The 25,220-nt window shown below is 67.5% G+C and carries 26 protein-coding genes; 21 read left to right on the top strand and 5 right to left on the bottom strand.

The window, feature by feature from the left end; genetic code table 11:
* Nucleotides 1-100 precede the first annotated feature (100 nt).
* Nucleotides 101-655, top strand: coding sequence for a flavodoxin domain-containing protein (locus NUW50_RS13010; RefSeq protein ID WP_258289566.1), 555 nt, complete (start codon nucleotides 101-103; stop codon nucleotides 653-655).
* A 107-nt stretch (nucleotides 656-762) separates the two neighbouring features.
* Here NUW50_RS13010 and NUW50_RS13015 read toward each other — a convergent pair whose 3' ends face one another.
* The gene (locus tag NUW50_RS13015) at nucleotides 763-1,269 is read right to left on the bottom strand and encodes a YbjQ family protein (RefSeq protein WP_258289567.1); all 507 of its coding nucleotides are present in this window, start codon (nucleotides 1,267-1,269) and stop codon (nucleotides 763-765) included.
* A gap of 175 nt (nucleotides 1,270-1,444) precedes the next feature.
* Here NUW50_RS13015 and NUW50_RS13020 point away from each other — a divergent pair, with 175 nt between their 5' ends.
* The 15 genes from NUW50_RS13020 (at nucleotide 1,445) to NUW50_RS13090 (ending at nucleotide 16,977) form a co-directional block, all read left to right on the top strand.
* A complete protein-coding gene (locus tag NUW50_RS13020; protein ID WP_258289568.1) occupies nucleotides 1,445-2,608 on the top strand; it encodes a peptidoglycan glycosyltransferase FtsW in 1,164 nt (387 codons plus the stop codon).
* Nucleotides 2,605-2,805: a hypothetical protein gene (locus NUW50_RS13025; RefSeq protein WP_258289569.1), complete on the top strand. Its 201-nt coding sequence runs from the start codon at nucleotides 2,605-2,607 to the stop codon at nucleotides 2,803-2,805. Before NUW50_RS13020 ends, NUW50_RS13025 begins: the two co-directional genes overlap by 4 nt.
* Nucleotides 2,802-3,923 (top strand): UDP-N-acetylglucosamine--N-acetylmuramyl-(pentapeptide) pyrophosphoryl-undecaprenol N-acetylglucosamine transferase, encoded by a 1,122-nt coding sequence (locus NUW50_RS13030; protein WP_258289570.1) that lies wholly within the window; start codon nucleotides 2,802-2,804, stop codon nucleotides 3,921-3,923. Before NUW50_RS13025 ends, NUW50_RS13030 begins: the two co-directional genes overlap by 4 nt.
* Entirely contained in the window at nucleotides 3,920-5,326 is a 1,407-nt protein-coding gene (gene murC, locus NUW50_RS13035) for a UDP-N-acetylmuramate--L-alanine ligase (protein ID WP_258289571.1), read from the top strand. Before NUW50_RS13030 ends, murC begins: the two co-directional genes overlap by 4 nt.
* Nucleotides 5,323-5,676, top strand: a complete 354-nt coding sequence (locus NUW50_RS13040; protein WP_258289572.1) for a DUF2484 family protein — start codon at nucleotides 5,323-5,325, stop codon at nucleotides 5,674-5,676. The genes murC and NUW50_RS13040 overlap by 4 nt, the downstream gene beginning before the upstream one ends.
* Nucleotides 5,673-5,930, top strand: a complete 258-nt coding sequence (locus NUW50_RS13045) for a DUF2484 family protein (RefSeq protein WP_258289573.1) — start codon at nucleotides 5,673-5,675, stop codon at nucleotides 5,928-5,930. The genes NUW50_RS13040 and NUW50_RS13045 overlap by 4 nt, the downstream gene beginning before the upstream one ends.
* 161 nt (nucleotides 5,931-6,091) lie before the next feature.
* Nucleotides 6,092-7,006 (top strand): UDP-N-acetylmuramate dehydrogenase, encoded by a 915-nt coding sequence (gene murB, locus NUW50_RS13050; protein ID WP_258289574.1) that lies wholly within the window; start codon nucleotides 6,092-6,094, stop codon nucleotides 7,004-7,006.
* Nucleotides 7,007-7,096: 90 nt separating this feature from the next.
* Nucleotides 7,097-8,011 carry a D-alanine--D-alanine ligase gene (locus NUW50_RS13055; protein ID WP_258289575.1) on the top strand — a complete coding sequence of 305 codons (915 nt, stop codon included), beginning with the start codon at nucleotides 7,097-7,099 and terminating at the stop codon, nucleotides 8,009-8,011.
* 67 nt (nucleotides 8,012-8,078) lie between these two features.
* The gene (locus NUW50_RS13060; RefSeq protein ID WP_258289576.1) at nucleotides 8,079-9,113 is read left to right on the top strand and encodes a cell division protein FtsQ/DivIB; all 1,035 of its coding nucleotides are present in this window, start codon (nucleotides 8,079-8,081) and stop codon (nucleotides 9,111-9,113) included.
* The gene (ftsA, locus tag NUW50_RS13065; RefSeq protein ID WP_258289577.1) at nucleotides 9,110-10,444 is read left to right on the top strand and encodes a cell division protein FtsA; all 1,335 of its coding nucleotides are present in this window, start codon (nucleotides 9,110-9,112) and stop codon (nucleotides 10,442-10,444) included. Before NUW50_RS13060 ends, ftsA begins: the two co-directional genes overlap by 4 nt.
* 178 nt (nucleotides 10,445-10,622) lie before the next feature.
* A complete protein-coding gene (ftsZ, locus tag NUW50_RS13070; RefSeq protein WP_258289578.1) occupies nucleotides 10,623-12,290 on the top strand; it encodes a cell division protein FtsZ in 1,668 nt (555 codons plus the stop codon).
* 264 nt (nucleotides 12,291-12,554) lie between these two features.
* The gene (gene lpxC / locus NUW50_RS13075; protein WP_258289579.1) at nucleotides 12,555-13,472 is read left to right on the top strand and encodes a UDP-3-O-acyl-N-acetylglucosamine deacetylase; all 918 of its coding nucleotides are present in this window, start codon (nucleotides 12,555-12,557) and stop codon (nucleotides 13,470-13,472) included.
* Between the two features lie 118 nt (nucleotides 13,473-13,590).
* The gene (locus NUW50_RS13080; protein WP_258289580.1) at nucleotides 13,591-14,472 is read left to right on the top strand and encodes an outer membrane protein assembly factor BamD; all 882 of its coding nucleotides are present in this window, start codon (nucleotides 13,591-13,593) and stop codon (nucleotides 14,470-14,472) included.
* A 67-nt stretch (nucleotides 14,473-14,539) separates the two neighbouring features.
* A complete protein-coding gene (gene recN, locus NUW50_RS13085) occupies nucleotides 14,540-16,192 on the top strand; it encodes a DNA repair protein RecN (RefSeq protein WP_258289581.1) in 1,653 nt (550 codons plus the stop codon).
* A gap of 191 nt (nucleotides 16,193-16,383) precedes the next feature.
* The gene (locus NUW50_RS13090) at nucleotides 16,384-16,977 is read left to right on the top strand and encodes a VPLPA-CTERM sorting domain-containing protein (RefSeq protein ID WP_258289582.1); all 594 of its coding nucleotides are present in this window, start codon (nucleotides 16,384-16,386) and stop codon (nucleotides 16,975-16,977) included.
* A gap of 120 nt (nucleotides 16,978-17,097) precedes the next feature.
* On the opposite strand, the gene NUW50_RS13095 is transcribed toward NUW50_RS13090, so the two are convergent.
* Nucleotides 17,098-18,597, bottom strand: coding sequence for a CoA-acylating methylmalonate-semialdehyde dehydrogenase (locus NUW50_RS13095; RefSeq protein WP_258289583.1), 1,500 nt, complete (start codon nucleotides 18,595-18,597; stop codon nucleotides 17,098-17,100).
* 108 nt (nucleotides 18,598-18,705) lie between these two features.
* Between NUW50_RS13095 and NUW50_RS13100 the strand changes: the two genes are divergently transcribed.
* From NUW50_RS13100 to coaD, 3 genes are all read left to right on the top strand, one after another.
* Complete coding sequence (locus tag NUW50_RS13100; RefSeq protein WP_258289584.1) at nucleotides 18,706-19,602, top strand: LysR family transcriptional regulator; 897 nt, start codon at nucleotides 18,706-18,708, stop codon at nucleotides 19,600-19,602.
* 60 nt (nucleotides 19,603-19,662) lie between these two features.
* A complete protein-coding gene (locus NUW50_RS13105) occupies nucleotides 19,663-20,097 on the top strand; it encodes a CBS domain-containing protein (protein WP_258289585.1) in 435 nt (144 codons plus the stop codon).
* Between the two features lie 101 nt (nucleotides 20,098-20,198).
* Entirely contained in the window at nucleotides 20,199-20,720 is a 522-nt protein-coding gene (coaD, locus tag NUW50_RS13110) for a pantetheine-phosphate adenylyltransferase (protein ID WP_258289586.1), read from the top strand.
* Here coaD and NUW50_RS13115 read toward each other — a convergent pair.
* From NUW50_RS13115 to NUW50_RS13125, 3 genes are all read right to left on the bottom strand, one after another.
* A complete protein-coding gene (locus NUW50_RS13115) occupies nucleotides 20,708-20,869 on the bottom strand; it encodes a hypothetical protein (protein ID WP_258289587.1) in 162 nt (53 codons plus the stop codon). The two genes, coaD and NUW50_RS13115, sit on opposite strands and share 13 nt — an antisense overlap.
* 199 nt (nucleotides 20,870-21,068) lie before the next feature.
* Nucleotides 21,069-22,070: a type I glyceraldehyde-3-phosphate dehydrogenase gene (gene gap, locus NUW50_RS13120; protein WP_258289588.1), complete on the bottom strand. Its 1,002-nt coding sequence runs from the start codon at nucleotides 22,068-22,070 to the stop codon at nucleotides 21,069-21,071.
* Nucleotides 22,071-22,171: 101 nt separating this feature from the next.
* Nucleotides 22,172-22,465, bottom strand: coding sequence for a hypothetical protein (locus tag NUW50_RS13125; RefSeq protein ID WP_258289589.1), 294 nt, complete (start codon nucleotides 22,463-22,465; stop codon nucleotides 22,172-22,174).
* Between NUW50_RS13125 and argS the strand changes: the two genes are divergently transcribed.
* Entirely contained in the window at nucleotides 22,464-24,188 is a 1,725-nt protein-coding gene (gene argS, locus NUW50_RS13130) for an arginine--tRNA ligase (RefSeq protein ID WP_258289590.1), read from the top strand. The genes NUW50_RS13125 and argS overlap by 2 nt on opposite strands.
* 75 nt (nucleotides 24,189-24,263) lie before the next feature.
* A complete protein-coding gene (locus NUW50_RS13135) occupies nucleotides 24,264-25,220 on the top strand; it encodes an SPOR domain-containing protein (RefSeq protein WP_258289591.1) in 957 nt (318 codons plus the stop codon).

The following is a 25,220-nucleotide window of genomic DNA, read 5'->3' on the forward strand; positions in this document are numbered from 1 at the left end:
GGAGGTCTCCTGCAGTTCCGCCCGGCCGGCGATTTGATCCCGCGCAAGGCGGTCCCGGGATGGCTGCGGCAGGTTGGGGGCGTCTGAAAGGAGGCCCGCGATGAAACTCTTGATCGCCTATGCCACTACCGACGGCCAGACCCGCAAGGTTGCCCGGCGGGCGATGGACCGGCTCTACGAGGCCGGCCATTCGGTGGAACTTCTGAACCTTGCCGATCCCGCGGGGGTCGAGTTGGGCCGGTTCGATGCCGCGATCCTGGCCGGGTCGATGCATATCGGCGGCTATCAGCGCGAGCTGACCGATTTCGTGACCGACCACAGCGCAGAGCTGAACCGGATGCCGACGCTGTTCCTGCCGGTCTCGCTGTCGGCGGCGGGGCACAACGTCTCGGACTGGGAAGGGCTTGGCGACCGGCTGAACCAGTTCATCGAGTCGACGGGCTGGAAGCCGGGCCGGATCGAACATGTCGCCGGGGCGTTCCGGTTTTCGGCCTATGACGCCTTTCGCGGCTGGGCGATGCGCCGGATCGCGGCCGAGCGCGACCCGACGCTGAAACGGGGCGAGGACCGGGAATACACGGACTGGCCGGCGCTGGAGGCACTGGTGACGGACTGGGCCGCGGGGCTGAAGGCGAAGCAGGGCGCAACGGGTTGAGGGCGTGGTGCGTGCAAGCACGCACCCTACGTCGCCACAGGCCGGGGATATTGGACCCGCCCGCCGCTGCCGCCCTACAGGGTGCGTGCCTGCACGCAGGATCGGGCCTATTGGGTCAGCTTGACGGCGGTGCCGCTGGCATCGACCAGCACCAGCCGTTCGTTGACTTCGGAGCCGCCCAGCGGTTCCAGCCGGGTCGACATCGTGACCCCGACGACCGCCTCGGCGCCCAGCCGGGCGGCGGCCCTGCGCAGCTCGTCCCGGGCCAGGGCCTGCACCCGCGCCAGTTCCGCCTCCAGCCGCTCGCCCCGGGCGCCGGGCTGGTGGCGCAGACCGGCCAGCAGGTCCTTGCGGGTCTCCAGCGCCTGCACCACGGTTGCCTGCACCATTTCGAACCAGACCACGGCCGGAGCGCCGGGATATTCCGACAGGGTGGTCAGCCGGATCTGCGCGGCGGGGTCGGGGCCGGCAGCGGGCGGGGGCTGCCTGGGCGAGGATCGGGGCGCCTCGCCGTTGCTCAGTCTGGTGTGACAGGCGCCGCAGACCCTGGCGCCGGCATATTCGTATTGCGACAGAAAGCTGAGTTCGGTGCCGCACTCTGCACAGGTGGCCATGTTCGCCTCGAATCGGTCGGGTTGAGCCACAAGCCTTCCCGGAAGCCCGGTAACGATCAAGCCCGGGCGGGGGTCTTGCACCCCTATCGAGACTTTCCAAAAGCCCCCGTCTGCGTTACACTTCGACCCCAGACCCGGGGCAAACCCGGGCGACCCGAGGCAGTGAGACAGTCAGATGACCGAGATGGCCTATGGCACCATCCCCGTGCGGGATGGTGAGCCGGTACTTCCGAAATGGTGGCGCACGATCGACAAATGGTCGCTGTCCGCGATCCTTCTGCTGTTCGGCGTCGGCATATTGCTTGGCCTGGCGGCCTCGCCGCCGCTGGCCGAAAAGAACGGGCTTCCGGCCTTCTATTACGTGACCAAGCAGGCCCAGTTCGGGGCGCTGGCGCTGGTGGTGATGTTCGCCACCACGATGATGTCGCCGCAACTCGTGCGGCGTCTGGGGGTGGTGGGCTTCTGCTTTGCCTTCCTGGCGCTGCTGCTGTTGCCGCTGGCCGGGACCGATTTCGGCAAGGGCGCGGTGCGCTGGTATTCCTTCGGCTTCGCCAGCGTCCAGCCGTCCGAGTTCCTCAAACCCGGTTTCGTGATCGTCTCGGCCTGGCTGATGGCGGCGAGTTTCGATCTGAACGGACCGCCGGGGCGGCTCTATTCCTTTGTGCTGACCATGGTGATCGTCGGTTTCCTGGCGATGCAGCCCGACTTCGGCCAGGCGGCGCTGGTGCTGTTCGGCTGGGGGGTGATGTATTTCGTCGCCGGGGCGCCGGTGTCCCTGCTGGGCGCGCTGGCCGGTGCCGTGGCGATCCTCGGCACCTTCGCCTATGAGCATTCCGAGCATTTCGCGCGCCGGATCGACGGCTTCCTGAATCCGGAAGTCGATCCGCGGACCCAGATCGGCTATGCCACCAACGCGATCATGGAGGGCGGTTTCTTCGGCGTCGGCGTCGGTGGCGGCGAGGTCAAGTGGTCGCTGCCCGATGCCCATACCGATTTCATCATCGCGGTGGCGGCCGAGGAATACGGGCTGATCCTGGTGCTGCTGATCATCACGCTCTACGCGACCGTGGTGGTCCGCTCGCTGCTGCGGCTGGTCAAGGAGCGCGATCCCTTCATCCGGCTGGCGGGCACCGGGCTGGCCTGCATGTTCGGGGTTCAGGCGATGATCAATATGGGCGTCGCGGTGCGGCTGCTGCCGGCCAAGGGGATGACGCTGCCCTTCGTCAGCTATGGCGGCTCGTCCCTGATCGCGGGGGGAATCGCGGTCGGCATGTTACTGGCCTTCACCCGGACCCGGCCACAGGGCCGGATCGAGGATCTGCTGGGGCGTCGAGGATGAACCGGGTTCGCGTGGCGCAGCGCATACTGGCCTTCATCGGGATCTACTGGGTGCCGGAACCGAAGACGCCGAAGCCGGCCCGTGCCCGCCGCGCCCGGCCGCGTGCGTCGCTGTCGCCGCTGCTGCGCAGGGGGCTGGGCTTCGTCGGGGTCTGGCTGGAGCCCGCCGAAGAGCCCCGGCCGAGGCGCAGCCTGTGACGGCGCCGCTTCTCGTCATTGCGGCGGGCGGCACCGGTGGCCACATGTTCCCGGCGCAGGCCCTGGCCGAGGTGATGCTGGCGCGGGGCTGGCGGGTGAAACTGTCCACCGATGCGCGCGGCGCCCGCTATGCCGGAGGCTTCCCGGCGCCTGTGGTGGTCGAGGTCGTGGCCAGCGCCACCCCGGCGCGCGGCGGCCGCCTGGCCCGGATGGCGGTGCCGTTCCGGCTGTTCGCCGGGGCCTGGTCGGCGCGCCGCGCGATGAAGCGCGATCGGCCGGCCGTGGTGGTGGGCTTTGGCGGCTACCCCTCGATCCCGGCGCTGGCGGCCGCATGGCTGCTGAAACTGCCGAGCATGATCCACGAGCAGAATGGCGTCCTGGGCCGGGTCAACACGCGCTTTGCCCCGCATGTCGATCTGATTGCCTGCGGCACCTGGCCGACCGCCCTGCCGGCCGGGGTCGAGGGTGTCCACACCGGCAATCCGGTCCGCGCCGCGGTGCTGGAGAAGGCCGGCTCTCCCTATACGGTTCCGGGCGACAATCCGATGTCGGTGCTGGTCATCGGCGGCTCGCAGGGGGCCCGGATCCTGTCGGATGTGGTCCCGGCCGCGATTGCCGCCCTGCCGGATGACCTGCGCCGCCGGTTGCGCATCGCCCAGCAGGCGAGGCCCGAGGATCACGACCGCGTCACCGCCTTCTATGCCGGGGCCGGGATCGAGGCCGAGGTCGCGCCCTTCTTCGACGACGTGCCGCGCCGGATGAGCGAGGCCGAGCTGGTGATCAGCCGGGCCGGGGCCTCGTCGGTCGCCGATATCTCGGTGATCGGGCGGCCGTCGATCCTGATCCCCTATGCCGCGGCCACCGCAGACCATCAGAGCGCCAACGCCCGCGGGCTGGTTGACGCGGGGGCGGCGGTGCTGATCCCGGAAAGCAGGCTTGATCCCGGGACGCTTTCCGACCATATCGCCGCGATCCTGAGCGATCCGTCCGCGGCCCAGAAGATGGCGCAGGCGGCGCTGGCGCAGGGCAGGCCCGGCGCTGCCGAGACCCTGGCCGACCTGGTGCAGGAACTTGCCCGACCCAAGACCAAGACTACCGACCCCGAAAGGACGACATGAACGCGGCCACCAAACTCCCGACCCAGCTCGGGCCCATTCATTTCGTCGGCATCGGCGGCATCGGCATGTCCGGCATCGCCGAGGTGCTGCTGAACCACGGCTATTCGGTGCAGGGTTCGGACCTGAAACCGTCGAAGATCACCGAGCGGCTGGAAGGCCTGGGCGCGCGTATCTTCATCGGCCAGAAGGCGGCCAATCTGGAGGGCGCCGAGGTCGTGGTGATCTCCAGCGCCATCAAGCCCGGCAACCCGGAGCTGGACGAGGCCCGGACCCGGCATCTGCCGGTGGTGCGCCGGGCCGAGATGCTGGCCGAGCTGATGCGGCTGCGCTCGAACATCGCGGTGGCCGGAACCCATGGCAAGACCACCACCACGACGCTGGTGGCGACGCTGCTGGATGCCGGCGGGCTGGATCCGACGGTGATCAACGGCGGCATCATCCACGCCTATGGCTCGAACGCCCGGATGGGGCAGGGCGAATGGATGGTGGTCGAGGCCGACGAAAGCGACGGCACCTTCAACCGCCTGCCGGCGACCATCGCCATCGTGACCAATATCGACCCCGAGCACATGGAGCACTGGGGCAGCATCGAGAACCTGCGGCAGGGCTTCCTGGACTTCGTGTCGAACATTCCTTTCTACGGGCTGGCGGTCTGCTGCACCGACCACCCCGAGGTGCAGTCGCTGGTCGGCAAGATCACCGATCGCCGGGTCGTGACCTTCGGCTTCAACGCCCAGGCCGACATCTCGGCGACCGGGCTGCGCTATGACAAGGGCGTGGCGCATTTCGACATCGTGCTGCGCAACGAGGATCAGGTGATCGAGGGCTGCACCCTGCCGATGCCGGGCGACCACAATGTCTCGAACGCGCTGGCGGCGGTGGCGGTGGCGCGGCACCTGGGGATGAAGAAGGACGAGATCCGCAGCGCCCTGGCCGGGTTCGCCGGGGTCAACCGGCGCTTCACCAAGGTCGGCGAGGTCGATGGCGTCACCATCATCGACGATTACGGCCATCACCCGGTCGAGATCGCGGCGGTGCTGAAAGCGGCGCGGCAGGCCAGTTCGGGCCGGGTCATCGCGGTGCATCAGCCGCACCGCTATTCGCGGCTGCACGACCTGTTCGAGGATTTCTGCACCTGCTTCAACGATGCCGACGTGGTCGGGATTGCCGAGGTCTATGCCGCCGGCGAGGCGCCGATTGCCGGTGCCGACCGTGACGACCTGGTCGCCGGGCTGATCCGGCACGGCCATCGGCATGCCCGGGCGGTGATCGACGAAGAGGACCTGGAACGGCTGGTGCGCGAACAGGCGCGGCCCGGCGACATCGTGGTCTGCCTCGGCGCCGGGACGATCTCGGCCTGGGCGAACGGGTTGCCGGCGCGGCTGCGGGGACAGGCGGCATGAGTCTGCCGCTGATCCTTGCCTGCATCTGGGCCCTGGTGGCGACCGGGACCGCGATGCTGCCGATGCGCTATCAGCCCTGGCCGGGGATTCCGCTGCTGGTCGCGGCGCCGGTGCTGCTGGTCTGGATCGGCCGCGAGCACGGCACCTGGTGGGCGGTGGCGGGGCTGCTCGGCTTCCTGTCGATGTTCCGCTATCCGCTGATCTTCCTGGTCCGCCGCGCGCTTGGCCTGCCGGTCTCGCGGCCGCCGGGGCTGGCGGAGTCCGATCTGTCGCCGGCGATGCGGCGGATGCTGCCGCGCGAGGCCCGCGACGCGGAAGACGAAGGCCCTGCCGAGAGGGCCGGGTCATGAGCCTGCCGCTGATCCTCGCCTGCGTCTGGGCCATTGCCGCCAACCTGATCGGGATGTTGCCGAGCAAGGATTATCACTGGCGCGCGGCCTATCTGCTGATCGCCCTGGGCGTGCCGCTGGTCGGCTGGGTGACCTGGACCAACGGCCCCTGGATCGGGCTGATCGTGCTGGCGGCGGGGGCGAGCATCCTGCGCTGGCCGATCTGGTATCTCTGGCGCTGGATGATCGGGAAGGGCAAGGGCGGTGCGACCTGAGGCTTGCGTGGCCGCGGCTCGGCGGAACATCAAATCGCGGTGCGGCGAGGCCACCGGGCCGCGTGCCCGCACGTGCTCCGTAGTCGTCCCCGGCCGTGCGCCGATAGGCCGACCCCCGACGTTCCATTGAAACGCCCCGCATTCGGCGATAGCGAGCGCCCATGACCCTCCCCACCCCACGAGGCACTCTCACTCCCGACCGGCCGCTGGCCGATCTGACCTGGCTGCGGGTCGGCGGGCCGGCGGATTACCTGTTTCAGCCCGCCGATCTCGACGATCTGAGCGATTTCCTCAAGGCCCTGCCCGCGGATGTCCCGGTGTTCCCGATGGGAGTCGGCAGCAATCTGATCGTGCGCGATGGCGGCATCCGGGCGGTGGTGGTGCGGCTGGGGCGCGGGTTCAACGGGATCACGATCGAAGGCACCCTGGTGCGGGCCGGGGCGGCGGCGCTGGACGCGCATGTGGCGCGCAAGGCCGCGGCGGCGGGGCTGGACCTGACCTTCCTGCGCACCATTCCCGGCACCATCGGCGGTGCGGTGCGGATGAACGCGGGCTGCTATGGCTCGTATACGGCGGATCATTTCGTCGAGGCGGTGGCGGTGACGCGGGCGGGCGAGGTGGTGACGCTGGGGCCGGAGCAGATGAACTTCCGCTATCGGCAGAGCGATCTGCCCGAGGACGCGGTGCTGGTCGAGGCGGTTTTCCGGGCCGAAACCGGCGATCCGGAGGAATTGAACGCGCGGATGGAGGCGCAGCTGGCCAGGCGGAACGAGACCCAGCCGGTGAAGGACCGCACTGCCGGCTCGACCTTCCGCAACCCGGCCGGGTTCAGCTCGACCGGGCAGGCGGACGACAGCCATGAGCTGAAGGCCTGGAAGCTGATCGACGACGCCGGAATGCGCGGCGCCACCCGCGGCGGGGCGTTGATGAACCCGAAACATTCGAACTTCCTGACCAATACCGGAGATGCCAGCGCCGCCGATCTGGAAGGATTGGGCGAAGAGGTGCGAAAAAGGGTTTCCGAATGCTCCGGGATCACGTTAGAATGGGAAATCATGCGCGTGGGCGATGCTTAGGTCGCCCGGGCGGATGACAAGGGTCCGAGACAGGGCCTGTTGAGGCGGAAAGGACCGGAGACACGGTCCGAAAAGGCAATCGAGGCGGGTATGTCGAGCAGGGCAACCCCGCATGTGGCGGTACTGATGGGCGGCACCTCGGCGGAACGCGAGGTGTCCTTGTCCTCGGGCAGGGAATGCGCGGCCGCGCTGCGGGTGGCAGGGTTTCAGGTGACCGAGATCGACGCGGGCGTCGATCTGGCCGAGGTGCTGCGGGCGCTCGGCCCTGATGTCGTCTTCAATGCGTTGCATGGCCGTTGGGGCGAGGATGGCTGCGTGCAGGGGCTGCTGGAATGGCTGCGGCTGCCCTATACGCATTCCGGGGTGCTGGCCTCGGCCCTTGCGATGGACAAGCAGAAATCCAAGGCCGCCTTCGTCGCCGCCGGTCTGCCGGTGGTCGAGAGCCGGCTGGCCTGCAAGGCCGAGGTCGAGGCGTATCACGTGCTGCCGCCGCCCTATGTGGTGAAGCCGAATGCCGAGGGCTCGTCGGTCGGGGTCCATATCGTGCAGGAGGCGGCCGACGGCCCGCCGCAGCTGGACGAGTCGCTGCCCGAGGTGGTGATGGTCGAAGCCTATGCGCCGGGCCGTGAACTGACCTGCGCGGTGCTGTCGGGCAAGCCGCTGAACGTGACCGATATCTACAGTGACGGCTGGTACGACTATCACGCCAAATATGCCGAGGGCGGCTCGCGCCATGTGGTGCCCGCCGACATTCCCGAACAGATCACCGCCGCCTGTCTCGACTATGCCACCCGGGCCCATGCCGCGATCGGTTGCCGGGGGCTGAGCCGCACCGATTTCCGCTGGGACGAGAGCCGGGGTCTCGACGGGCTGATCCTGCTCGAGATCAACACCCAGCCGGGGATGACCCCGACCTCGCTGGCGCCGGAACAGGCGGCGAAGGCGGGGATCAGCTTTCCCGAACTGTGCCGGATGATCGTGGAGGATGCCTCGTGCGACCGCTGACGCATCGCCGGGGCCGCGACATGTGCCGCCGGATGGCACCACAGGGGCAGGCCCCGAAGGAGGCCGGATGAGCGCGCCGGACGAGACATTGCGGGCGACCCGGCCGGGCTGGCTTGGCAGCCGGGCACGGGCGCGGCTGGTGGGGCCGACCCCAGAGGCCGCCGCGGGGAGAGAGGCCGGGCAGGGCCGGATCGAGCCGGTGCTGAGCCGGACCCCGGCCAAGCCGGCGGGGACGTCGGCGCCGCGCCGCGACCCGGCGCCGAGCCGGGTGGTCTACCGGCTGCACCGGCTTTGGCTGACGCCGCTGTTCCGGGCGCTGCTGCGGCGCGGGCTGCCGATCTTCGCGGTGGTGCTGGGCATCGGCATCTGGTTTCACGACGAGGCTCATCGCGCCGCGGTCACCGACTGGGCCGAGGGGCTGCGCCAGTCGATCGCCGAGCGGCCGGAATTCATGGTGCAGATGATGCGGATCGAGGGCGCCTCGCCGGGGACCGCCGACCAGATCCGCCAGAAGCTGGGTCTGCGCCTGCCGCTGTCGTCCTTCGAGATGGATCTGGAGGCGATGCAAGCCAGCCTGCACGAGCTGGACGCGGTGGAATCGGCGCAGCTGCATATCCGCAAGGGCGGGGTGCTGGAGGTCGCGGTGACCGAACGCCAGCCGGTGGTGATCTGGCGCTCGGCCAAGGGCATCGGCACGCTGGACAGCACCGGCCACCCGGTCGCGCCGCTGCTGTCGCGGCTGGAACGGCCCGACCTGCCGCTGATCGTCGGCGAAGGGGCCGACAAGCATGTGCGCCAGGCGCTGGAGCTCCTGGCCGTCGCCGGGCCGATCCGGGACCGTATCCGGGGGCTGATCCGTGTCGGCGAGCGCCGTTGGGACGTGGTCGTCGAGCCGTCGATCCGGCTCATGCTGCCGGATCGGGACCCGGTGAGCGCCCTGGAACAGATCATCGCCCTGCATCAGGCGCAGGACCTTCTCGACCGCGACATCACCGCGGTGGACCTGCGCAATCCGCAGCGCGCCACGGTCCGGCTGAATGCCCCCGCCGCCGAGACCTATCGTCAGACTTCCGCCGCCTTGTCAGGAGCCGCCAGACCATGACCGACCTCTATCAATCGCAACGTGCCATGCGGAACATGCGCAAGGCGGCCATTCAGAGGGGCGTCGTGGCGGTTCTGGACCTGGGCACATCGAAGATCGCCTGCCTGGTGCTGCGATTCGACCCGACCCATGACGAGGGCGCCTCGGACGGGGTCGGTCGGATGGCGGGGCAGAGCGCCTTCCGGGTGATCGGGGCCGCCACCACCCGCTCTCGCGGGGTGAAATTCGGCGAGATCGACGCCATGGCCGAGACCGAACGCGCGGTGCGCACGGTGGTGCAGGCGGCGCAGAAGATGGCCAATGTGCGGGTTGATCACGTCATCGCAAGCTTCTCGGGGGGCGAGCCGCGCAGCTACGGGCTGGACGGTTCGCTGGACCTGGAGGACGGCCAGGTCCGCGACCAGGATGTGGCGCGGGTCATGGCGGCCTGCGAGGTGCCGCCCTATGGCGAGGGCCGCGAGGTGATCCATGCCCAGCCGGTCAATTTCTCGATCGACCACCGCACCGGCATCGAGGACCCGCGCAGCCATCGCGGCAACCGGCTGTCGGTGGACATGCACCTGCTGACCGTCGATCAATGCGTGATCCAGAACCTGATCCACTGCATCAAGCGCTGCGATCTGGAATTGGCCGGGATCGCCTCGTCGGCCTATGTCTCGGGGATGTCGAGCCTGGTCGAGGACGAGCAGGAACTGGGCGCCGCCTGCATCGACATGGGCGGCGGCACCACCGGGGTCTCGATCTTCATCAAGAAACACATGATCTATGCCGACTCGGTGCGGTTGGGCGGGTGCCATGTCACCGGCGACATCTCGAAGGGGCTGCAGGTGCCCTTTGCCACCGCCGAGCGGATCAAGACCTTCTATGGCGGCGTCGTGGCCACCGGGATGGACGACCGCGAGATGATCGAGATCGGCGGCGAGACCGGAGACTGGGAGCGCGACCGGCGCACCATCAGCCGCTCGGAACTGATCGGGATCATGCGGCCGCGGGTCGAGGAGATTCTCGACGACGTGAGGGCCAGGCTGGACGCGGCGGGATTCGAGCATCTGCCGAGCCAGCAGGTGGTGCTGACCGGCGGAGCCAGCCAGATTCCGGGGCTCGACGGGCTGGCGCCGAAGATCCTCGGCCAGAAGGTTCGAATCGGACGGCCGCTGCGGGTCCAGGGGCTGCCACAGGCGATGACCGGCGCGGCCTTTGCCAGCGCGGTCGGGCTGTGTCTTTTCGCCGCGCATCCGCAGGACGAATGGTGGGACTTCGAGATTCCCGTCGAACGCTACCCGGCCCGATCGCTCAAGAGGGCGGTTCGATGGTTCAGAGACAACTGGTAAACGCTACATCTGGAGTTTTGGGCGAAATCCCGCGTATGGCAATTTTGTGGCCCACCAGATTTTGTGGCAGATATGTGTTTTTCGCGTGACGGGGTAAGCTGAAACCGATAAAGTCAGCACAAACAAAGGGCCGGGCCGGGGTGGGCCTGGCGTCAACAGCAGCAGGCGGACAGATCAGATGACCTTGAACCTCACCATGCCGACCCAGGAGCAGGATCTGAAGCCGCGCATTACGGTGTTCGGCGTAGGCGGGGCCGGCGGCAATGCCGTCAACAACATGATCGAGAAGCAGCTCGACGGAGTGGAATTCGTCGTCGCGAACACCGACGCGCAGGCGCTGAGCCAGAGCCGCGCCGAAGCCCGCATCCAGATGGGCGTCAAGGCGACCGAAGGTCTGGGCGCCGGCGCCCGCCCGACGGTCGGCGCCACCGCTGCCGAAGAGACCATCGAAGAGATCATCGACCACCTGGCCGGGGCGCATATGTGCTTCATCACCGCCGGGATGGGCGGCGGCACCGGGACCGGCGCCGCGCCGATCATCGCCCAGGCGGCCCGCGAGCTGGGCGTGCTGACCGTCGGCGTCGTCACCAAGCCGTTCCAGTTCGAGGGCGTCAAGCGGATGCGCCAGGCCGATGAAGGCATCGAGGCCCTGCAGAAGGTCGTCGATACGCTGATCATCATCCCGAACCAGAACCTGTTCCGGCTGGCCAACGAACGCACCACCTTCACCGAAGCTTTCGCGCTGGCCGACGACGTGCTCTACCAGGGCGTCAAGGGCGTCACCGATCTGATGGTGCGCCCCGGCCTGATCAACCTCGACTTCGCCGACGTCCGCGCGGTGATGGACGAGATGGGCAAGGCGATGATGGGCACCGGCGAGGGCGAGGGCGACGACCGCGCCAAGATGGCTGCCGAAAAGGCGATCGCCAACCCGCTGCTGGACGAGATCAGCCTGAACGGCGCCAAGGGTGTCCTGATCAACATCACCGGCGGCCACGACCTGACGCTGTTCGAACTCGACGAAGCCGCGAACATCATCCGCGACAAGGTCGATGCCGATGCCAACATCATCGTCGGCTCGACGCTGGACACGGCGATGGAAGGCTGCATCCGGGTCTCGGTGGTTGCCACCGGGATCGACGCCTCGGTCAGCGCCGAGGATCAGCCGGTGCCGCGCCGCCGTCTGGCCGAGCCGCTGGCGAACCCGGCCGAACTGGCCGAAGCGCCGGTCTTCGAAAAGCCGGAAGTGGCGGCCGCGGCCTATGCCGAAGCGGCCCCGCAGGCCGGAGCCGATCGCCGCGGTGCCGCGCCGGCACAGCCGGGCCAGGATGCCCAGGAGCCGACCCTGTTCCAGGAGCTCGAGCCGCAGAACACGTTCGAGCCGAGTGCCGAGCCGGAGCAGATGGAAGAGGCCGGTCAGGCCGACGACCTGCCGCCGCCGGCCTATCAGCCGGGCCGCGCCCGGATGGCCACGCCGCCGGTCGAATCCTCGGCCGCCAGCTTCGTCGCGCCCAAGGCGCGCCCCGCCGGTTCGCCGTCGCCGGAAGCCTTGGCCCGGTTGCAGGCCGCGGTGAAGAAGGTGCCGCAGCAGGAGCCGCGTGGCGCCGCCCCGGCGGCCCAGCCCGGCGACCAGGGCGACCGTCAGCCGCGCTTCGGGATCAACTCGCTGATCAACCGGATGACCGGCCATGCCGAAGGCGCCAGGCCCGCCGCGGCGGCCCCGACGCAGGCCCCGGTGACCCGGCGTCAGCCCCCGGTGCAGGCCCAGCCGAGCGCCGAAGAAGAGCTGTCGCCCGAGCAGGAGCGCATCGAAATTCCGGCCTTCCTGCGCCGTCAGGCCAACTAGGCCCGCTCACATTCGCGCCGATCCGGCGCCACACAGACACAGGACAGGGCCGGAGAAATCCGGCCTTTTTCTATTGATATCAGGCTGTTGCCCTGCCTTCTTCGAGATTGCGGCGAATTCCTGCCGGATCGCGGCGGGGATGTTACAGGTCGTTGCAAAGAGTGAATTGTGTTGCCCGGCGCGGTTCCCTAACTGAACCGTGACGAAACCCGACCAGCGGATCCGGGATCTCGTTGTGGCAGAAACGATCCCTGAGGCTACACATTGCAGCGCACTCTCAAAGGACCCGTCGGCTTTGTCGGCACCGGCCTGCATTCCGGCCGTGCGGTGCGGATGACCGTGCAACCGGCTTCGGCCGGCTACGGCATCTGGTTCCGCCGGGCCGACCTTCCCGGCGATGCGCTGATCGCGGCCCGCTGGGACCAGGTCGTCGGCACGACTCTCTGCACCGAGATCGCCAATGGCGCCGGAGCCCGTGTCGCCACCATCGAACATCTGATGGCGGCGCTGGCCGGCTGCGGCATCCAGAATGCGCTGATCGAGATCGACGGGCCGGAAGTGCCGATCCTCGACGGGTCCTCGGCGCGCTTCGTGCAGGGCTTCCTGAAGCGCGGCCTGCGTGAACAGCAGGCCGAGGTCATGGCGATTCGGGTGCTGGAGCCGGTGACGGTCAGCCAGGACGGTGCCAAGGCGAGCCTGCATCCCGCCGAAGGGCTGGAAATCGACTTTGCCATCGACTTCGTGGATGCCGCGATCGGCCGTCAGCAGAAGCGACTGCGGATGGCCAATGGCGCCTTCGTGCGGGAGCTGGCCGACAGCCGGACCTTCTGCCGGCAGGCCGATGTCGAGCGGATGCAGGCCAACGGCCTGGCCCGTGGCGGCACCATGGCGAACGCGGTGGTCTTCGACGGCGATCGGGTGCTGTCGCCGGGCGGGCTGCGGCACCGTGACGAACCGGTGCGCCACAAGATGCTTGATGCCCTGGGCGACCTGGCCCTGGCGGGGGCGCCGCTGCTGGCGCGCTACAGGGGCGAGCGGGCCGGTCACGCGATGACCAACCGGCTGTTGCGGGCGCTTTTCGCCCGGCCCGGGGCCTGGGAACTGGTGACATGCGGCGCGGGCGTGGCGGCCCGGTTGCCCGGCGCCGGCGTGGGGCGGGCCGATCTGGCGGCGGTTGCCTGAAGGCGACGGCCGGCGGTCCGGGTGCAAAGAGCGTTTTGCACCGGAATTATCTGTGCTAGACAACCGCCAAGGATGCCGCCCCCACGGGGTCGGCACAGGCCATTCATGGGGTGAGCGGGTGCGGAAATCGGGACGGGCAGGGGGACGGTCGGCCGTTGCGCTGTGCCTGGCGATGACTCTTGCGGCCTGCGGCGGCGGCTCGTCGTTCAGCGGACCTTTCTCGGGTGCGTTCGGCAGCGGTGACCGCGGGAAGCCGCTGGAGGAATACTCCGCCGAAGAGATCTACAAGCGCGGCGAATACGAGCTGGAAAGCGGCAAGGCCAAGGATGCGGCCAGGTATTTCGGCGAGGTCGAGCGTCTCTACCCCTATTCCGAATGGTCCAAGCGCGCGCTGATCATGCAGGCCTACAGCTATCACAAGGACCGCGACTACGAGAATGCGCGGGCCAGTGCCCAGCGTTACATCGACTTCTACCCCGCCGACGAAGACGCGGCCTATGCCAAGTATCTGCTGGCGCTCAGCTATTACGATCAGATCGACGATGTCGGCCGCGACCAGGGCCTGACCTTCCAGGCGCTGCAGGCGCTGCGGGCGGTGATCGAGGAATATCCCGACAGCGAATACGCCCAATCGGCGATTCTCAAGTTCGACCTGGCCTTCGACCATCTCGCCGCGAAAGAGATGGAAATCGGCCGCTATTACCTGAAGCGGGGGCATTATGCCGCAGCGATCAACCGCTTCCGGGTGGTGGTCGAACAGTATCAGACCACGTCGCACACCGCCGAGGCGCTGCACCGGCTGGTCGAGAGCTATCTCTCGCTGGGCCTGACCGACGAGGCGCAGACCGCGGGCGCGATCCTGGGCTACAACTTCCGCTCGACACCCTATTACGAGGACAGCTACCGCCTGCTGACGAGACAGGGGCTGGAGCCGGAGGCCAAGGGCGACAGCTGGCTGGCGGCGATCTACCGGCAGGTGATCAAGGGCGAGTGGTTGTAGGGTGGGTGCTTGCAGGCACCTTTCTTGAACAGGCAGTGCGTGCGGATTCGCATCCAACGGGGCTGAAATGCTGCTCTCGCTCGACATTCGTGACATTGCCCTGATCGACCGGGCGGCGCTGACCCTGCGCCCCGGGCTGAACGTGCTGACCGGCGAGACCGGGGCCGGCAAGTCGATCCTTCTCGATGCCCTGGGCTTCGTGCTGGGCTGGCGCGGCCGGGCCGAGATGGTTCGCCCCGGCGCCAGTGAAGGGGAGGTGGTGGCGGTCTTTGCGCTGACGCCGGACCACCCGGCGCGGGCGATCCTGGCCGAGGCCGGTCTGCCCGTTTCGGACGAGTTGATCCTGCGGCGGGTCAATTCCTCGGACGGGCGCAAATCGGCCTATGTGAACGATCGGCGCACCAGCGGCGAGGTGCTGCGGGCGCTCTCGGACGTTCTGGTGGAACTGCATGGCCAGCAGGATGACCGGGGCCTGCTCAACCCGCGCGGGCATCGCCAGTTGCTGGACGATTTCGCCGGGAACGCGGGGCTGATCGCCGCCACCCGCTCTGCCTGGGGCGCGGTGGCTGCGGCCCGCAAGGCGCTGGTCGAAGCCGAGACGCGGCTCGATGCGGAACGGGCCGAGGAGGATTTCCTGCGCCATGCTGCCGCCGAGTTGGAGGAGCTGGCGCCGGAAGCGGGCGAGGATGCCGAACTGGACGCGCGTCGCCGGCTGATGCAGGGCGCTGCCCGGATCGGGGAGGACATCACCCGGGCGCATCAGGCCCTGGGCAACGAGGGCGCCGAGGGCCCGATGATCGACGCCCTGCGCTGGTTGGAAGGGGCGGCGGGCGAGGCGGGCGAGGTCCTGACCCCGGCGATCGACGCGCTCGGCCGGGCGCTGGACGAGCTGGGCCAGGCCGAACAGGCGGTGAGCCGGGCGCTGGAAGAGCTAATTTTCGATCCCCGCGAACTGGAGCGGGTCGAGGAACGCCTGTTCGCGATCCGGGGCCTGGCGCGCAAGCATTCGGTCGCCCCGGACGAGTTGCCGGCGCTGGCCGAGGAATTCTCGGCCCGTCTGGCGGCGCTCGACGGCGGGGCCGGCAACCTGGCGGCGTTGAAGGCGGGTCTGACCGAGGCGGAACAGGCCTATGAGGCCGCGGCGGCGGCGCTGACTTCGGCCCGGACCAAGGCGGCGCGGAAGCTCGACAAGGCGATGGCCCGCGAACTGGCGCCGCTGAAGATGGAGCGGGCGGTGTTCTCGACCGAGATCGCCGCCGCCGAGCCCGGCCCCGAAGGCGCCGATGCCGTCACCTTCACCGTCGCCACCAATCCCGGCGCTCCGGCCGGGGCGCTGAACAAGATCGCCTCGGGCGGCGAGCTGTCGCGGTTCCTTCTGGCGCTGAAGGTCTGCCTGACCGGGCGGTCGGAGGGGCTGACGATGATCTTCGACGAGATCGACCGCGGTGTCGGCGGCGCGACGGCGGATGCGGTCGGGCGGCGGCTGGAGGTCCTGGCCGCGGGCTCGCAGGTCCTGGTCGTGACCCATTCGCCACAGGTCGCCGCGCGTGCGGCGCATCACTGGCGGGTGGAAAAGCGGGTCGAATCGGGAGTGACCCGGTCATTGGTGACGGTTCTCGAACAATCCGACCGTATCACCGAGATTGCACGCATGCTGGCGGGTGATCGGATTACGGACGCGGCGCGGGCCGCTGCAACCGAGTTGATTCAATCCTCGTGAATGCACGCTTAAGGCGATGTTCATGACAATCGCGGTGGAAGCGCAAGAATGGGGCGGCAAGATCTTGCCCAGTGCGGATTCCGCCGCATAATGTGAAGTTAACTGCATTTTGCGGTTCGTCGCCATGTCGCGGGGTCTGGTCTGCGGGATGGTGATGTTTGGAAGGTAAGACTGGTACCTGAAGGGGGCTCTTGAATATCAAAGCATGGCATGCAGCGGCCGGATTGTTTGCTGCGGCGGCGGGCGGGGCGAATGCCGCGACCACCACCTATGACTTCGGCAACCCGGACACCGGGCCGTTTTCCGCTTCGTGCTCGGTTGCGGGCATTGTCAATGCCAACTGCTCGGTCACTCAGACCTCCAATGGTCTTGGCGTGGACGGCAACCCGGACCTCATCGATCCGGACCAGATCGACGGATTCCCCGTTTTCAGCGCGGAAACCCTGACCATCACTTTCAACTATGCAGTTAATCTGGTCGAGTTTACCCTCGGCTTGCTGGATGGCTATGACGACTATGAACTGTCGATCAACGGTGGCTCCTTTTCTCACTTCGGTCCTGGAGTTTCGAACCCGATCGTTGTTGGACAAAACTACGTTTCGTCCTTTTCGATCCGCGCTAGCGGCGAATTGAAAAAGGAAGACTGGTATGTCGGCAATGACGCCTTCACGCTCCGCTCGATGACGGTCGCTTCCGTCCCGCTGCCGGCCGGTGGCCTGCTGCTGGTGGGTGCGCTTGGCGGGCTTGGCGCTCTGCGTCGCCGCAAGGCCAAGAAAGCCGCCTGAGCTTTCGAAGACGATTATTGAAAAGGGCGGTGAGAAATCACCGCCCTTTTTTTTCGTTCCGGCTGCGGCCCGGTGCCCGATGCCGCTGGCGCGGGCAGCCGGCAGGGCAGCCCGTCTTGATCAGTCCATCGCCTTGAAGTGGAACTCGCCGCCCTCTTTCAGCCCCGAGGGCCAGCGCGAGGTCACCGTCTTGGTGCGGGTATAGAATCGGAAGGCGTCGGGCCCGTGCTGGTTCAGGTCGCCGAAGCCGGATTTCTTCCAGCCGCCGAAGGTGTGATAGGCCAGAGGCACCGGGATCGGCACGTTGATCCCGACCATGCCGATGTTGACCCGGTTGGCGAAATCGCGGGCGGTGTCGCCGTCGCGGGTGAAGATCGCGGTGCCGTTGCCGTATTCGTGGTCCATCGCCAGGCCCAGGGCCTCCTCATAGCTCCTGGCGCGCACGGTGGACAGGACCGGGCCGAAGATCTCGGTCTTGTAGATATCCATGTCCTTCGTCACCCGGTCGAACAGATGCGGGCCGACGAAGAAGCCGTTTTCATAGCCCTGCAGCTTGAAGTCGCGGCCATCGACCACCAGTTCGGCGCCCTGGTCGATGCCCGATTGCACCAGCCGGTGGATATTGGCCTTGGCGGCGGCGGTCACGACCGGGCCGTAATCGACATCGTCGCCGGCGGTATAGGGGCCGACCTTCAGCTTCTCGATCCGCGGAACCAGCCTTTCGATCAGCGCGTCGGCGGTCTTCTCGCCCACCGGCACCGCCACCGAGATCGCCATGCAGCGCTCGCCCGCCGCGCCATATCCGGCCCCGATCAGCGCATCCGCCGCCTGATCCAGATCGGCGTCGGGCATCACGATCATGTGGTTCTTGGCGCCGCCGAAACATTGCACCCGTTTGCCGTTGGCGCAGCCCTTGGCATAGATATACGAGGCGATCGGGGTCGAGCCGACAAAGCCCACCGCCTGCACCGTCTCGTTCTCCAGGATCGCGTCCACCGCTTCCTTGTCGCCGTTGACGACCTGCAGGACGCCATCCGGCAGGCCGGCCTCTTTCAGCAGTTCCGCCAGCATCAAGGGCACCGAGGGGTCGCGCTCGGAGGGTTTCAGGATGAAGGCATTGCCCGAGGCCAGCGCCGGGCCCATTTTCCACATCGGGATCATCGCCGGGAAATTGAACGGGGTGATCCCCGCCACCACGCCCAGCGGCTGGCGCATCGAATACATGTCGATCCCCGGCCCGGCGTTGTCGGTATATTCGCCCTTCAGCATCTGCGCCGCGCCGATGCAGTATTCGATCACTTCCAGCCCGCGCTGCACATCGCCCTTGGCGTCGGGGAAGGTCTTGCCATGCTCGCGGCTCAGCGCTTCGGCCAGCTTGTCCATGTCGCGGTTCAGAAGCTGGACGAAGGCCATCATCACCCGGCCACGGCGTTGCGGGTTGGTGGCGCCCCAGGCCGGCTGCGCGGCGGCGGCATCGGCAATGGCGCGATCGACCTCGTCCCTGGAGGCCAGGGGAACCCTCGCCTGAACCTCGCCGGTGGCCGGGTTGAAGACATCGCCGAAGCGGCCCGAGCCGCCCTTGACCGGCGCGCCGTTCAGGAAATGGGTGAGTTCTTGCATCGGGTCCTCCCAAGGAATTCTGAGCGTTCGCCGGCAGCCTAGCCTTGCATCGACGCCCATGAAAGCGGCAGTTTGACAAAAGGGCTTTGCGGAAATGGGGCGGTGAAGATGAGCGCGCAGTGGGATGACTTGCGGATTTTCCTTTCCGTGGCCCGGGCCGAAAGCCTGTCGGGCGCCGGGCGGGCGCTGAAGCTCGACCCCGCGACGGTCGGCCGCCGGGTGCAGCGGCTGGAAGAGGAACTTGCCCAGCCGCTGTTCACCAAGTCGCCGCAGGGCTACGAACTGACCGAGGCCGGGGCGCGCCTGCTGCCGCATGCCGAAGCCGCCGAAGCCGCTGCCAAGGCTGCTGCCGACGAGATGCGGGGCAAGGGCGGCGGGCTGTCGGGCACGATCCGGATCGGAGCCCCGGACGGCTGTGCCAATTTCCTTCTGCCACAGGTCTGCGCCGCGATCATGGACGCGCATCCCGGGCTCGACATACAGGTCGTGGCGCTGCCGCGGGTCGCCAACCTGTCGAAACGCGAGGCCGATATGGCGATTGCCGTCAGCCCTCCGGCTTCGGGCCGGCTGACGGTGCAAAAGATCACCGATTATCACCTGCACCTGGCGGCCTCGCGGCGCTATCTGCGTCAGAACCCGAAGATCACCAGCATCGCCGATCTCCAGTCGCACCGGATCGTCGGCTATATCCAGGACATGATCGCCGATCCCGAGCTCGACTACCTGGCCGAGATCGGCAACCCCAGGGTCAGCTTCGCCTCGAATTCGGTGATGGTGCAGTTCAACTATCTGGTGCGGGCGCTCGGGGTCGGGGTGGTGCATGATTTCGCCATGCGCTTCGGGCCGGGCCTGCGCCGGGTGCTGCCCGATCAGGTGGCGCTCAGCCGGGCGTTCTGGCTGATCCGCCCCGAGGACGACCGCAAGTCCGACCGGCTGAACCGTTTCGCCGAGGCGCTGGTCGCGGGAATGCGCGCCGAAATCGCTCGCGCGGAAGGCGACTCTTGACTTGGCGCCGGACTCGGCCAAGCTGATCGAACCCGCTCCGTGGCGCAAGGAGGACTCCCGATGCTGGTTGCACAGATCCTGAAATCCAAGCCCGAGGCGCCGGTGGTCACGATCCTGCCGGGCGCGACGGTCGCCGCCGCGGCCGAGCTTCTTTCGGCCCGAAGGATCGGCGCGGTGATCGTCTCGGAAGACGGGAAGCGCCCCGTGGGCATCCTTTCGGAACGCGACATCGTGCGCGAGCTGGGCAAGCGGGGGCAGGGTTGCATGGCCGATCTGGTCAGCGCCCTGATGACCAGAAATCTGGTCACCTGCACCGCCTCGGATGCCGCCGAGACGGTGCTGACCCAGATGACCGAGGGCCGGTTCCGCCACATGCCGGTGATGGCGGGCGAGGAGATGACGGGGATCATCTCGATCGGAGACGTGGTCAAGGCGCGGCTGGCCGAACTGGCGATGGAGCGCGATGCGCTGGAAGGCATGATCAAGGGCAGCTAGCCCGAACCCGCATGGCATCCGGATGGCGCGGTGCCGGATGAAAACCGCCTTGCATTCCGCGGCGCAATAATGTTGCGTGCCCCTGGCCAGGAGGATCAACCATGCGCATCGGACTCTACCCCGGAACTTTCGATCCGATTACTCTGGGGCATCTCGACATCATCCGCCGCGCCGCTGCGCTGGTGGACCGGCTGGTGATCGGGGTCGCGATCAACCGCGACAAGGGGCCGCTGTTCTCGCTGGACGAGCGGGTGGCGATGGTCGGGGACGAATGCGCCCGGGTCGCTGTCGAGACCGGGATCGAGATCGAGGTGCATCCGTTCGAGAATCTGCTGATCGACTGTGCCCGCGATGTCGGGGCCGGGATCATCATCCGCGGCCTGCGGGCGGTGGCGGATTTCGAATACGAGTATCAGATGGTCGGGATGAACCGGGTGCTGGATGAAAGCATCGAGACGGTGTTCATGATGGCCGAGGCCAAGCATCAGGCGATTGCCTCGAAGCTGGTCAAGGAAATCGCCCGGCTGGGCGGCGACGTGTCGAAATTCGTGCCCAGGCCGGTCTTCGACGCGCTACACGCCAAATTCGGCCAGGCGGACCGGCCGGAGGATCAGCGGCCGTAGACGGCGCGGCGGGCGATCCGGGGCGCGTCCTCGCGGTAGATGTCGAGGTCCAGCGCCACGTCCAGCGGAAGAGAGCGGATTTCACGGACGGTGCGGGCATAGGCGGCGCGTTTGGCGACGGCGCTGCGGAGATCGTTGAAGAAGGTCATCGGAAGTATCCTCTCGGCCTGGGGTCTGTTCCCCGTTGACCGAAGGATGGGCACGAATGTTTGCGGTAACAAGCGCTGTTTCTGCGGTGCAGCATTGCACTGGATGCATGGCAATGGCGGGGGGGCCACCCCTGACCGGCGGTCACGCAGGAAAAGGGGCGCCCGAAGGCGCCCCTTGAGCCACCCGGTGGGGCAGGTCTCAGATCAGCTTGCCCATCGCCACGGCGACATCCGCCATCCGGTTCGAGAAGCCCCATTCGTTGTCATACCAGGCCAGCACCCGGACCAGGTTGCCGGGCAGCACCTTGGTCTGGTCGGCGGCAAAGGTCGAGGAGGCCGGGTTGTGGTTGTAGTCGGTCGAGACCAGCGGCTGGGTCTCATAGCCCAGCACGCCGCTCATCGCGCCTTCGGACGCGGCCAGCATGGCGGCGTTGATCTCTTCCACGGTCGCCGATTTCTCCAGCACCACGCTGAGATCGACGCAGGAGACGTTCGGTGTCGGGACCCGGATCGAGGAGCCGTCCAGCTTGCCGTTCAGCTTCGGCAGCACCAGGCCCAGGGCCTTGGCGGCGCCGGTCGAGGTCGGGATCATGCTGAGCGCGGCGGCGCGGGCGCGGTAGAGATCCTTGTGCATCGTGTCCAGCGTCGGCTGGTCGCCGGTGTAGCTGTGGATCGTGGTCATGAAGCCGGTGGTGATGCCGAAGGTGTCGTCCAGCACCTTGGCCACCGGGGCCAGGCAGTTGGTGGTGCAGGAGCCGTTCGAGACCACCAACTGCTCACCCGTCAGCGTGTCGTCGTTGACCTTGTAGACGACCGTGTTGTCGGCCCCGTTCGACGGCGCCGAGACCAGAACCCGGCTGGCGCCGTTCTCGAGGTGAACCTTGGCCTTGTCGCGGGCGGTGAAGATGCCGGTGCATTCCAGCACGATATCGACATGCTTCCAGGGCAGTTCGGCCGGGTTGCGCACCGCCGAGACCGCGATCGGGCCGCGTCCGACGTCGATCGAGTTGCCATCGACCTTCACCGGATGCGGAAACTTTCCGTGCACCGAGTCGTGGCGCAGCAGATGGGCATTGGTTTCGACCGGGCCCAGATCGTTGATCGCCACGACTTCGATGTCGGTGCGGCCCTGTTCGATGATGGCGCGCAGGACGTTGCGCCCGATGCGTCCGAACCCGTTGATCGCGACTTTGACGGCCATGCTGATGTCCCCTGTGAGAAAGCTGGAATGACTTGGCCTGCGTTGAACGGCATTCCGGGCGAAACGTCAACCGGGACAGGGGGCGCAGGGCGCCGTTCGGCCTAGATCCCCTGGTGCCAGAAGGCCATCCAGGTGGTCAGTTCGCCAAGCTTGCGGAACAGGAACACCGCCGCGTCGAGGTGCAGCACGAAGTGGTCGAGCAGGAGAAAGCCGATAATCATCAGGCCGAGGATGGTTGCCAGCGTATTGGTCACGGTGAGAGAGGCTCCGTTCGGGCCGAAACCGGCCGGATTGTGGCGCCAGATTAGGCCAAAGCGCCGATGCCAGAAAGCGGGCGGATTGACGAACGCGCTGCCCGTGGTAAATCCGCCCCGATCCCTATAGGCCCAAGTCATGAACATTTTTGCTGATATTCGCACCCTGGTGCTCGAAAACCTTGCCGCGATGACCGGTGAGGGCGCGTTGCCCGAAGGGCTGGATTTCTCTGCCGTTGCCGTGGAGCCGCCGCGCGACGCGGGCCATGGCGACATGGCGACCAATGCGGCGATGGTGCTGGCCAAGCCCGCCCGCATGGCGCCGCGCGCCATTGCCGAGGCGCTGGCGCCGCGCCTGACCGCCGATCCGAGGGTCGAGACGGCCGAGGTGGCCGGGCCCGGCTTTCTCAACCTGCGGCTGGCGCCGGATGTCTGGGGCAGCCTGGTGCAGCATATCCTGGGCCAGAGCGCCGATTACGGCCGCTCGAACCTCGGCGCCGGGCAGAGTGTCAATGTCGAATTCGTCAGCGCCAACCCGACCGGCCCGATGCATGTCGGCCATGTCCGGGGCGCGGTCTTCGGGGATGCGCTGGCCTCGCTGCTGGCCTTTGCCGGCTATGCGGTGACGCGGGAATACTACATCAACGACGGCGGCGCGCAGGTCGATGTGCTGGCGCGCTCGGTCTATGAGCGCTACCGCGAGGCGCATGGCCTGTCGCCCGAGATCGCCGAAGGGCTTTATCCGGGCGACTATCTGGTGCCGGTGGGCGAGGCGCTGAAGGAGAAATACGGCGACAGCCTGCTCGACAAGGGCGAGCAATACTGGTTGGCCGATGTGCGCGAATTCGCCACCGAGGCGATGATGGCGATGATCCGCGCCGACCTGGCGCAGCTGGGCGTCAAGATGGATGTCTACAGCTCGGAAAAGGCGCTTTACGGCACCGGCAAGATCGAAGAGGCGATCGACGAGCTGCGCAGCAAGGGGCTGATCTACGAAGGCCTGCTCGAACCGCCCAAGGGCAAGGTGCCCGACGACTGGGAACCGCGTGAGCAGACCCTGTTCCGGTCCACCGCCCACGGCGACGATGTCGATCGGCCGGTGATGAAATCGGACGGGTCATGGACCTATTTCGCGCCCGACATCGCCTATCACTGGGACAAGGTGCGGCGTGGCTTCGACCAGCTGATCGACGTGCTGGGCGCAGACCATGGCGGCTATGCCAAGCGGATCAAGGCGGTGGTCTCGGCGCTCTCCGACGGCAGGGTGCCGCTGGACGTGAAGCTGATCCAGCTGGTCAAGCTGATGAAGAACGGCGAGCCGTTCAAGATGTCGAAACGGGCCGGCACCTTCGTGACCCTGCGCGACGTGGTCGAACAGGCCGGCGCCGACGTGACCCGCTTCGTGATGCTGACCCGCAAGAACGACGCGCCGCTGGAATTCGACTTTGCCCGTATCCTGGAGCAATCCAAGGACAACCCGGTCTTCTACGTTCAATATGCCCATGCCCGTATCCGCTCGGTGCTGCGCAAGTCGCTGGAAGCCGGGCTGCATCTGACCGATGTGCCGCTGATCGAGGATGAGGCGGAAGTCAAGCTGGCGAAACGGCTGGCCGAATGGCCGCGCCTGGTCGAAATTGCCGCCCGGGGCCATGAGCCGCACAGGATCGCCTTCTATCTCTATGATCTTGCGTCGGATTTTCATGCCCTCTGGAATCGCGGCAACGATCAGCCCGAGCTGCGCTTCCTGCAAGAGGGCGATCCGGCCCGTTCGGCGGCGAAAATCGCCCTGCCCAGGGCCGTTTCTGTTGTGATTTCTGCTGGTCTTGGTATTCTTGGCGTCACACCCGCCGAAGAAATGCGCTGAAGCATCGCGGCGGTCGAGCAGGGTTTGGGCACGTCTCCGGCAGAGAGGCGGCCCGACGGTGAACAAGGCAGGCAAATGGCGGACACCGAACTTGGTGAGCTCTACGGTCCGGCGACAAGGTCGCGCGGGTCGGTTTCTGGATGGATCGGACTGCTTGGGGCGGCGACCTCGCTGGCCATGGTGCTGGGCGTCGGGGTCTGGGGTTACAAGCTTCTGATGCGCGATGTGAACGGCGTGCCGGTGGTGCGGGCGCTGGAAGGGCCGATGCGGATACAGCCCAAGGACCCGGGCGGCGACCGGATGGCCTTTCAGGGGCTGGCGGTCAACCAGGTCGCGGCGGTCGGCGAAGCCGGAGAGATTGCCGACGAACTGGTGCTGGCGCCCCCGGCGCCGGACCTTCTGGACCATGACCTGCCGCTGGCCGAACTGGCCGGGGCGCCGGTGCCGGATTATTCCGAACAGACCGATGCCGCCGTGGCCGAAGTGCTGGAGGGCGGCACCGATGCCGAGGCTGCCGATGCCGGTCTGATCGATCCCGACGCCGCGCCGCCGGTTGCCGCCTCGGCCACGCTGGCCGATGCCGCGCCGCCCGCGCAGGCGCTGAAGCTGGTTCCGGCCTCGGTTCCCGGCGTCAAGCGCTCGCCCCGGCCGCCGGAACGTCCGGCGCGCCTGGAACGCGCTGTCGCGATCCTCGCCGCCGCTGCGGTGCCCGAGGCCGAGAAAGAGGCGGCCGCGGCCGAATCCGCCGTGGAAATCTCGGCCGACAGCCTGCCGGCCGATTCCCGCCTGGTGCAGTTGGGCGCCTTCGACTCGGTCGAACTGGCGCGCAAGGAATGGGGCAAGATTGCAGTGAAATTCGCCGATGTGATGGACGGCAAGATGCGGGTGATCCAGAAGGCGACCAGCGGCGGGCAGACCTTTTACCGGCTGCGGGTGGCAGGGTTCGAGGACCTGGCCGACGCACGTCGGTTCTGCGCCATTCTGGCGGCGGACAAGTCCAAGCCGCTCTGCGTGCCGGTCGCCACCCGCTGA

It is taken from the genome of Frigidibacter sp. ROC022 (genome assembly GCF_024723735.1).
Lineage (GTDB): Bacteria > Pseudomonadota > Alphaproteobacteria > Rhodobacterales > Rhodobacteraceae > SLM-1.

What these genes read in the sequence shown, in the direction of transcription:
- NUW50_RS13010 (WP_258289566.1), top strand. Translation starts at nt 101, where the DNA reads ATGAAACTCTTGATCGCCTATGCCACTACCGACGGCCAGACCCGCAAG.
- NUW50_RS13015 (WP_258289567.1), bottom strand. Translation starts at nt 1,269, where the DNA reads ATGGCCACCTGTGCAGAGTGCGGCACCGAACTCAGCTTTCTGTCGCAA.
- NUW50_RS13020 (WP_258289568.1), top strand. Translation starts at nt 1,445, where the DNA reads ATGACCGAGATGGCCTATGGCACCATCCCCGTGCGGGATGGTGAGCCG.
- NUW50_RS13025 (WP_258289569.1), top strand. Translation starts at nt 2,605, where the DNA reads ATGAACCGGGTTCGCGTGGCGCAGCGCATACTGGCCTTCATCGGGATC.
- murC (WP_258289571.1), top strand. Translation starts at nt 3,920, where the DNA reads ATGAACGCGGCCACCAAACTCCCGACCCAGCTCGGGCCCATTCATTTC.
- NUW50_RS13040 (WP_258289572.1), top strand. Translation starts at nt 5,323, where the DNA reads ATGAGTCTGCCGCTGATCCTTGCCTGCATCTGGGCCCTGGTGGCGACC.
- NUW50_RS13045 (WP_258289573.1), top strand. Translation starts at nt 5,673, where the DNA reads ATGAGCCTGCCGCTGATCCTCGCCTGCGTCTGGGCCATTGCCGCCAAC.
- murB (WP_258289574.1), top strand. Translation starts at nt 6,092, where the DNA reads ATGACCCTCCCCACCCCACGAGGCACTCTCACTCCCGACCGGCCGCTG.
- NUW50_RS13055 (WP_258289575.1), top strand. Translation starts at nt 7,097, where the DNA reads ATGTCGAGCAGGGCAACCCCGCATGTGGCGGTACTGATGGGCGGCACC.
- NUW50_RS13060 (WP_258289576.1), top strand. Translation starts at nt 8,079, where the DNA reads ATGAGCGCGCCGGACGAGACATTGCGGGCGACCCGGCCGGGCTGGCTT.
- ftsA (WP_258289577.1), top strand. Translation starts at nt 9,110, where the DNA reads ATGACCGACCTCTATCAATCGCAACGTGCCATGCGGAACATGCGCAAG.
- ftsZ (WP_258289578.1), top strand. Translation starts at nt 10,623, where the DNA reads ATGACCTTGAACCTCACCATGCCGACCCAGGAGCAGGATCTGAAGCCG.
- recN (WP_258289581.1), top strand. Translation starts at nt 14,540, where the DNA reads ATGCTGCTCTCGCTCGACATTCGTGACATTGCCCTGATCGACCGGGCG.
- NUW50_RS13095 (WP_258289583.1), bottom strand. Translation starts at nt 18,597, where the DNA reads ATGCAAGAACTCACCCATTTCCTGAACGGCGCGCCGGTCAAGGGCGGC.
- NUW50_RS13100 (WP_258289584.1), top strand. Translation starts at nt 18,706, where the DNA reads ATGAGCGCGCAGTGGGATGACTTGCGGATTTTCCTTTCCGTGGCCCGG.
- NUW50_RS13105 (WP_258289585.1), top strand. Translation starts at nt 19,663, where the DNA reads ATGCTGGTTGCACAGATCCTGAAATCCAAGCCCGAGGCGCCGGTGGTC.
- coaD (WP_258289586.1), top strand. Translation starts at nt 20,199, where the DNA reads ATGCGCATCGGACTCTACCCCGGAACTTTCGATCCGATTACTCTGGGG.
- NUW50_RS13115 (WP_258289587.1), bottom strand. Translation starts at nt 20,869, where the DNA reads ATGACCTTCTTCAACGATCTCCGCAGCGCCGTCGCCAAACGCGCCGCC.
- gap (WP_258289588.1), bottom strand. Translation starts at nt 22,070, where the DNA reads ATGGCCGTCAAAGTCGCGATCAACGGGTTCGGACGCATCGGGCGCAAC.
- argS (WP_258289590.1), top strand. Translation starts at nt 22,464, where the DNA reads ATGAACATTTTTGCTGATATTCGCACCCTGGTGCTCGAAAACCTTGCC.
- NUW50_RS13125 (WP_258289589.1), bottom strand. Translation starts at nt 22,465, where the DNA reads ATGACTTGGGCCTATAGGGATCGGGGCGGATTTACCACGGGCAGCGCG.
- NUW50_RS13135 (WP_258289591.1), top strand. Translation starts at nt 24,264, where the DNA reads ATGGCGGACACCGAACTTGGTGAGCTCTACGGTCCGGCGACAAGGTCG.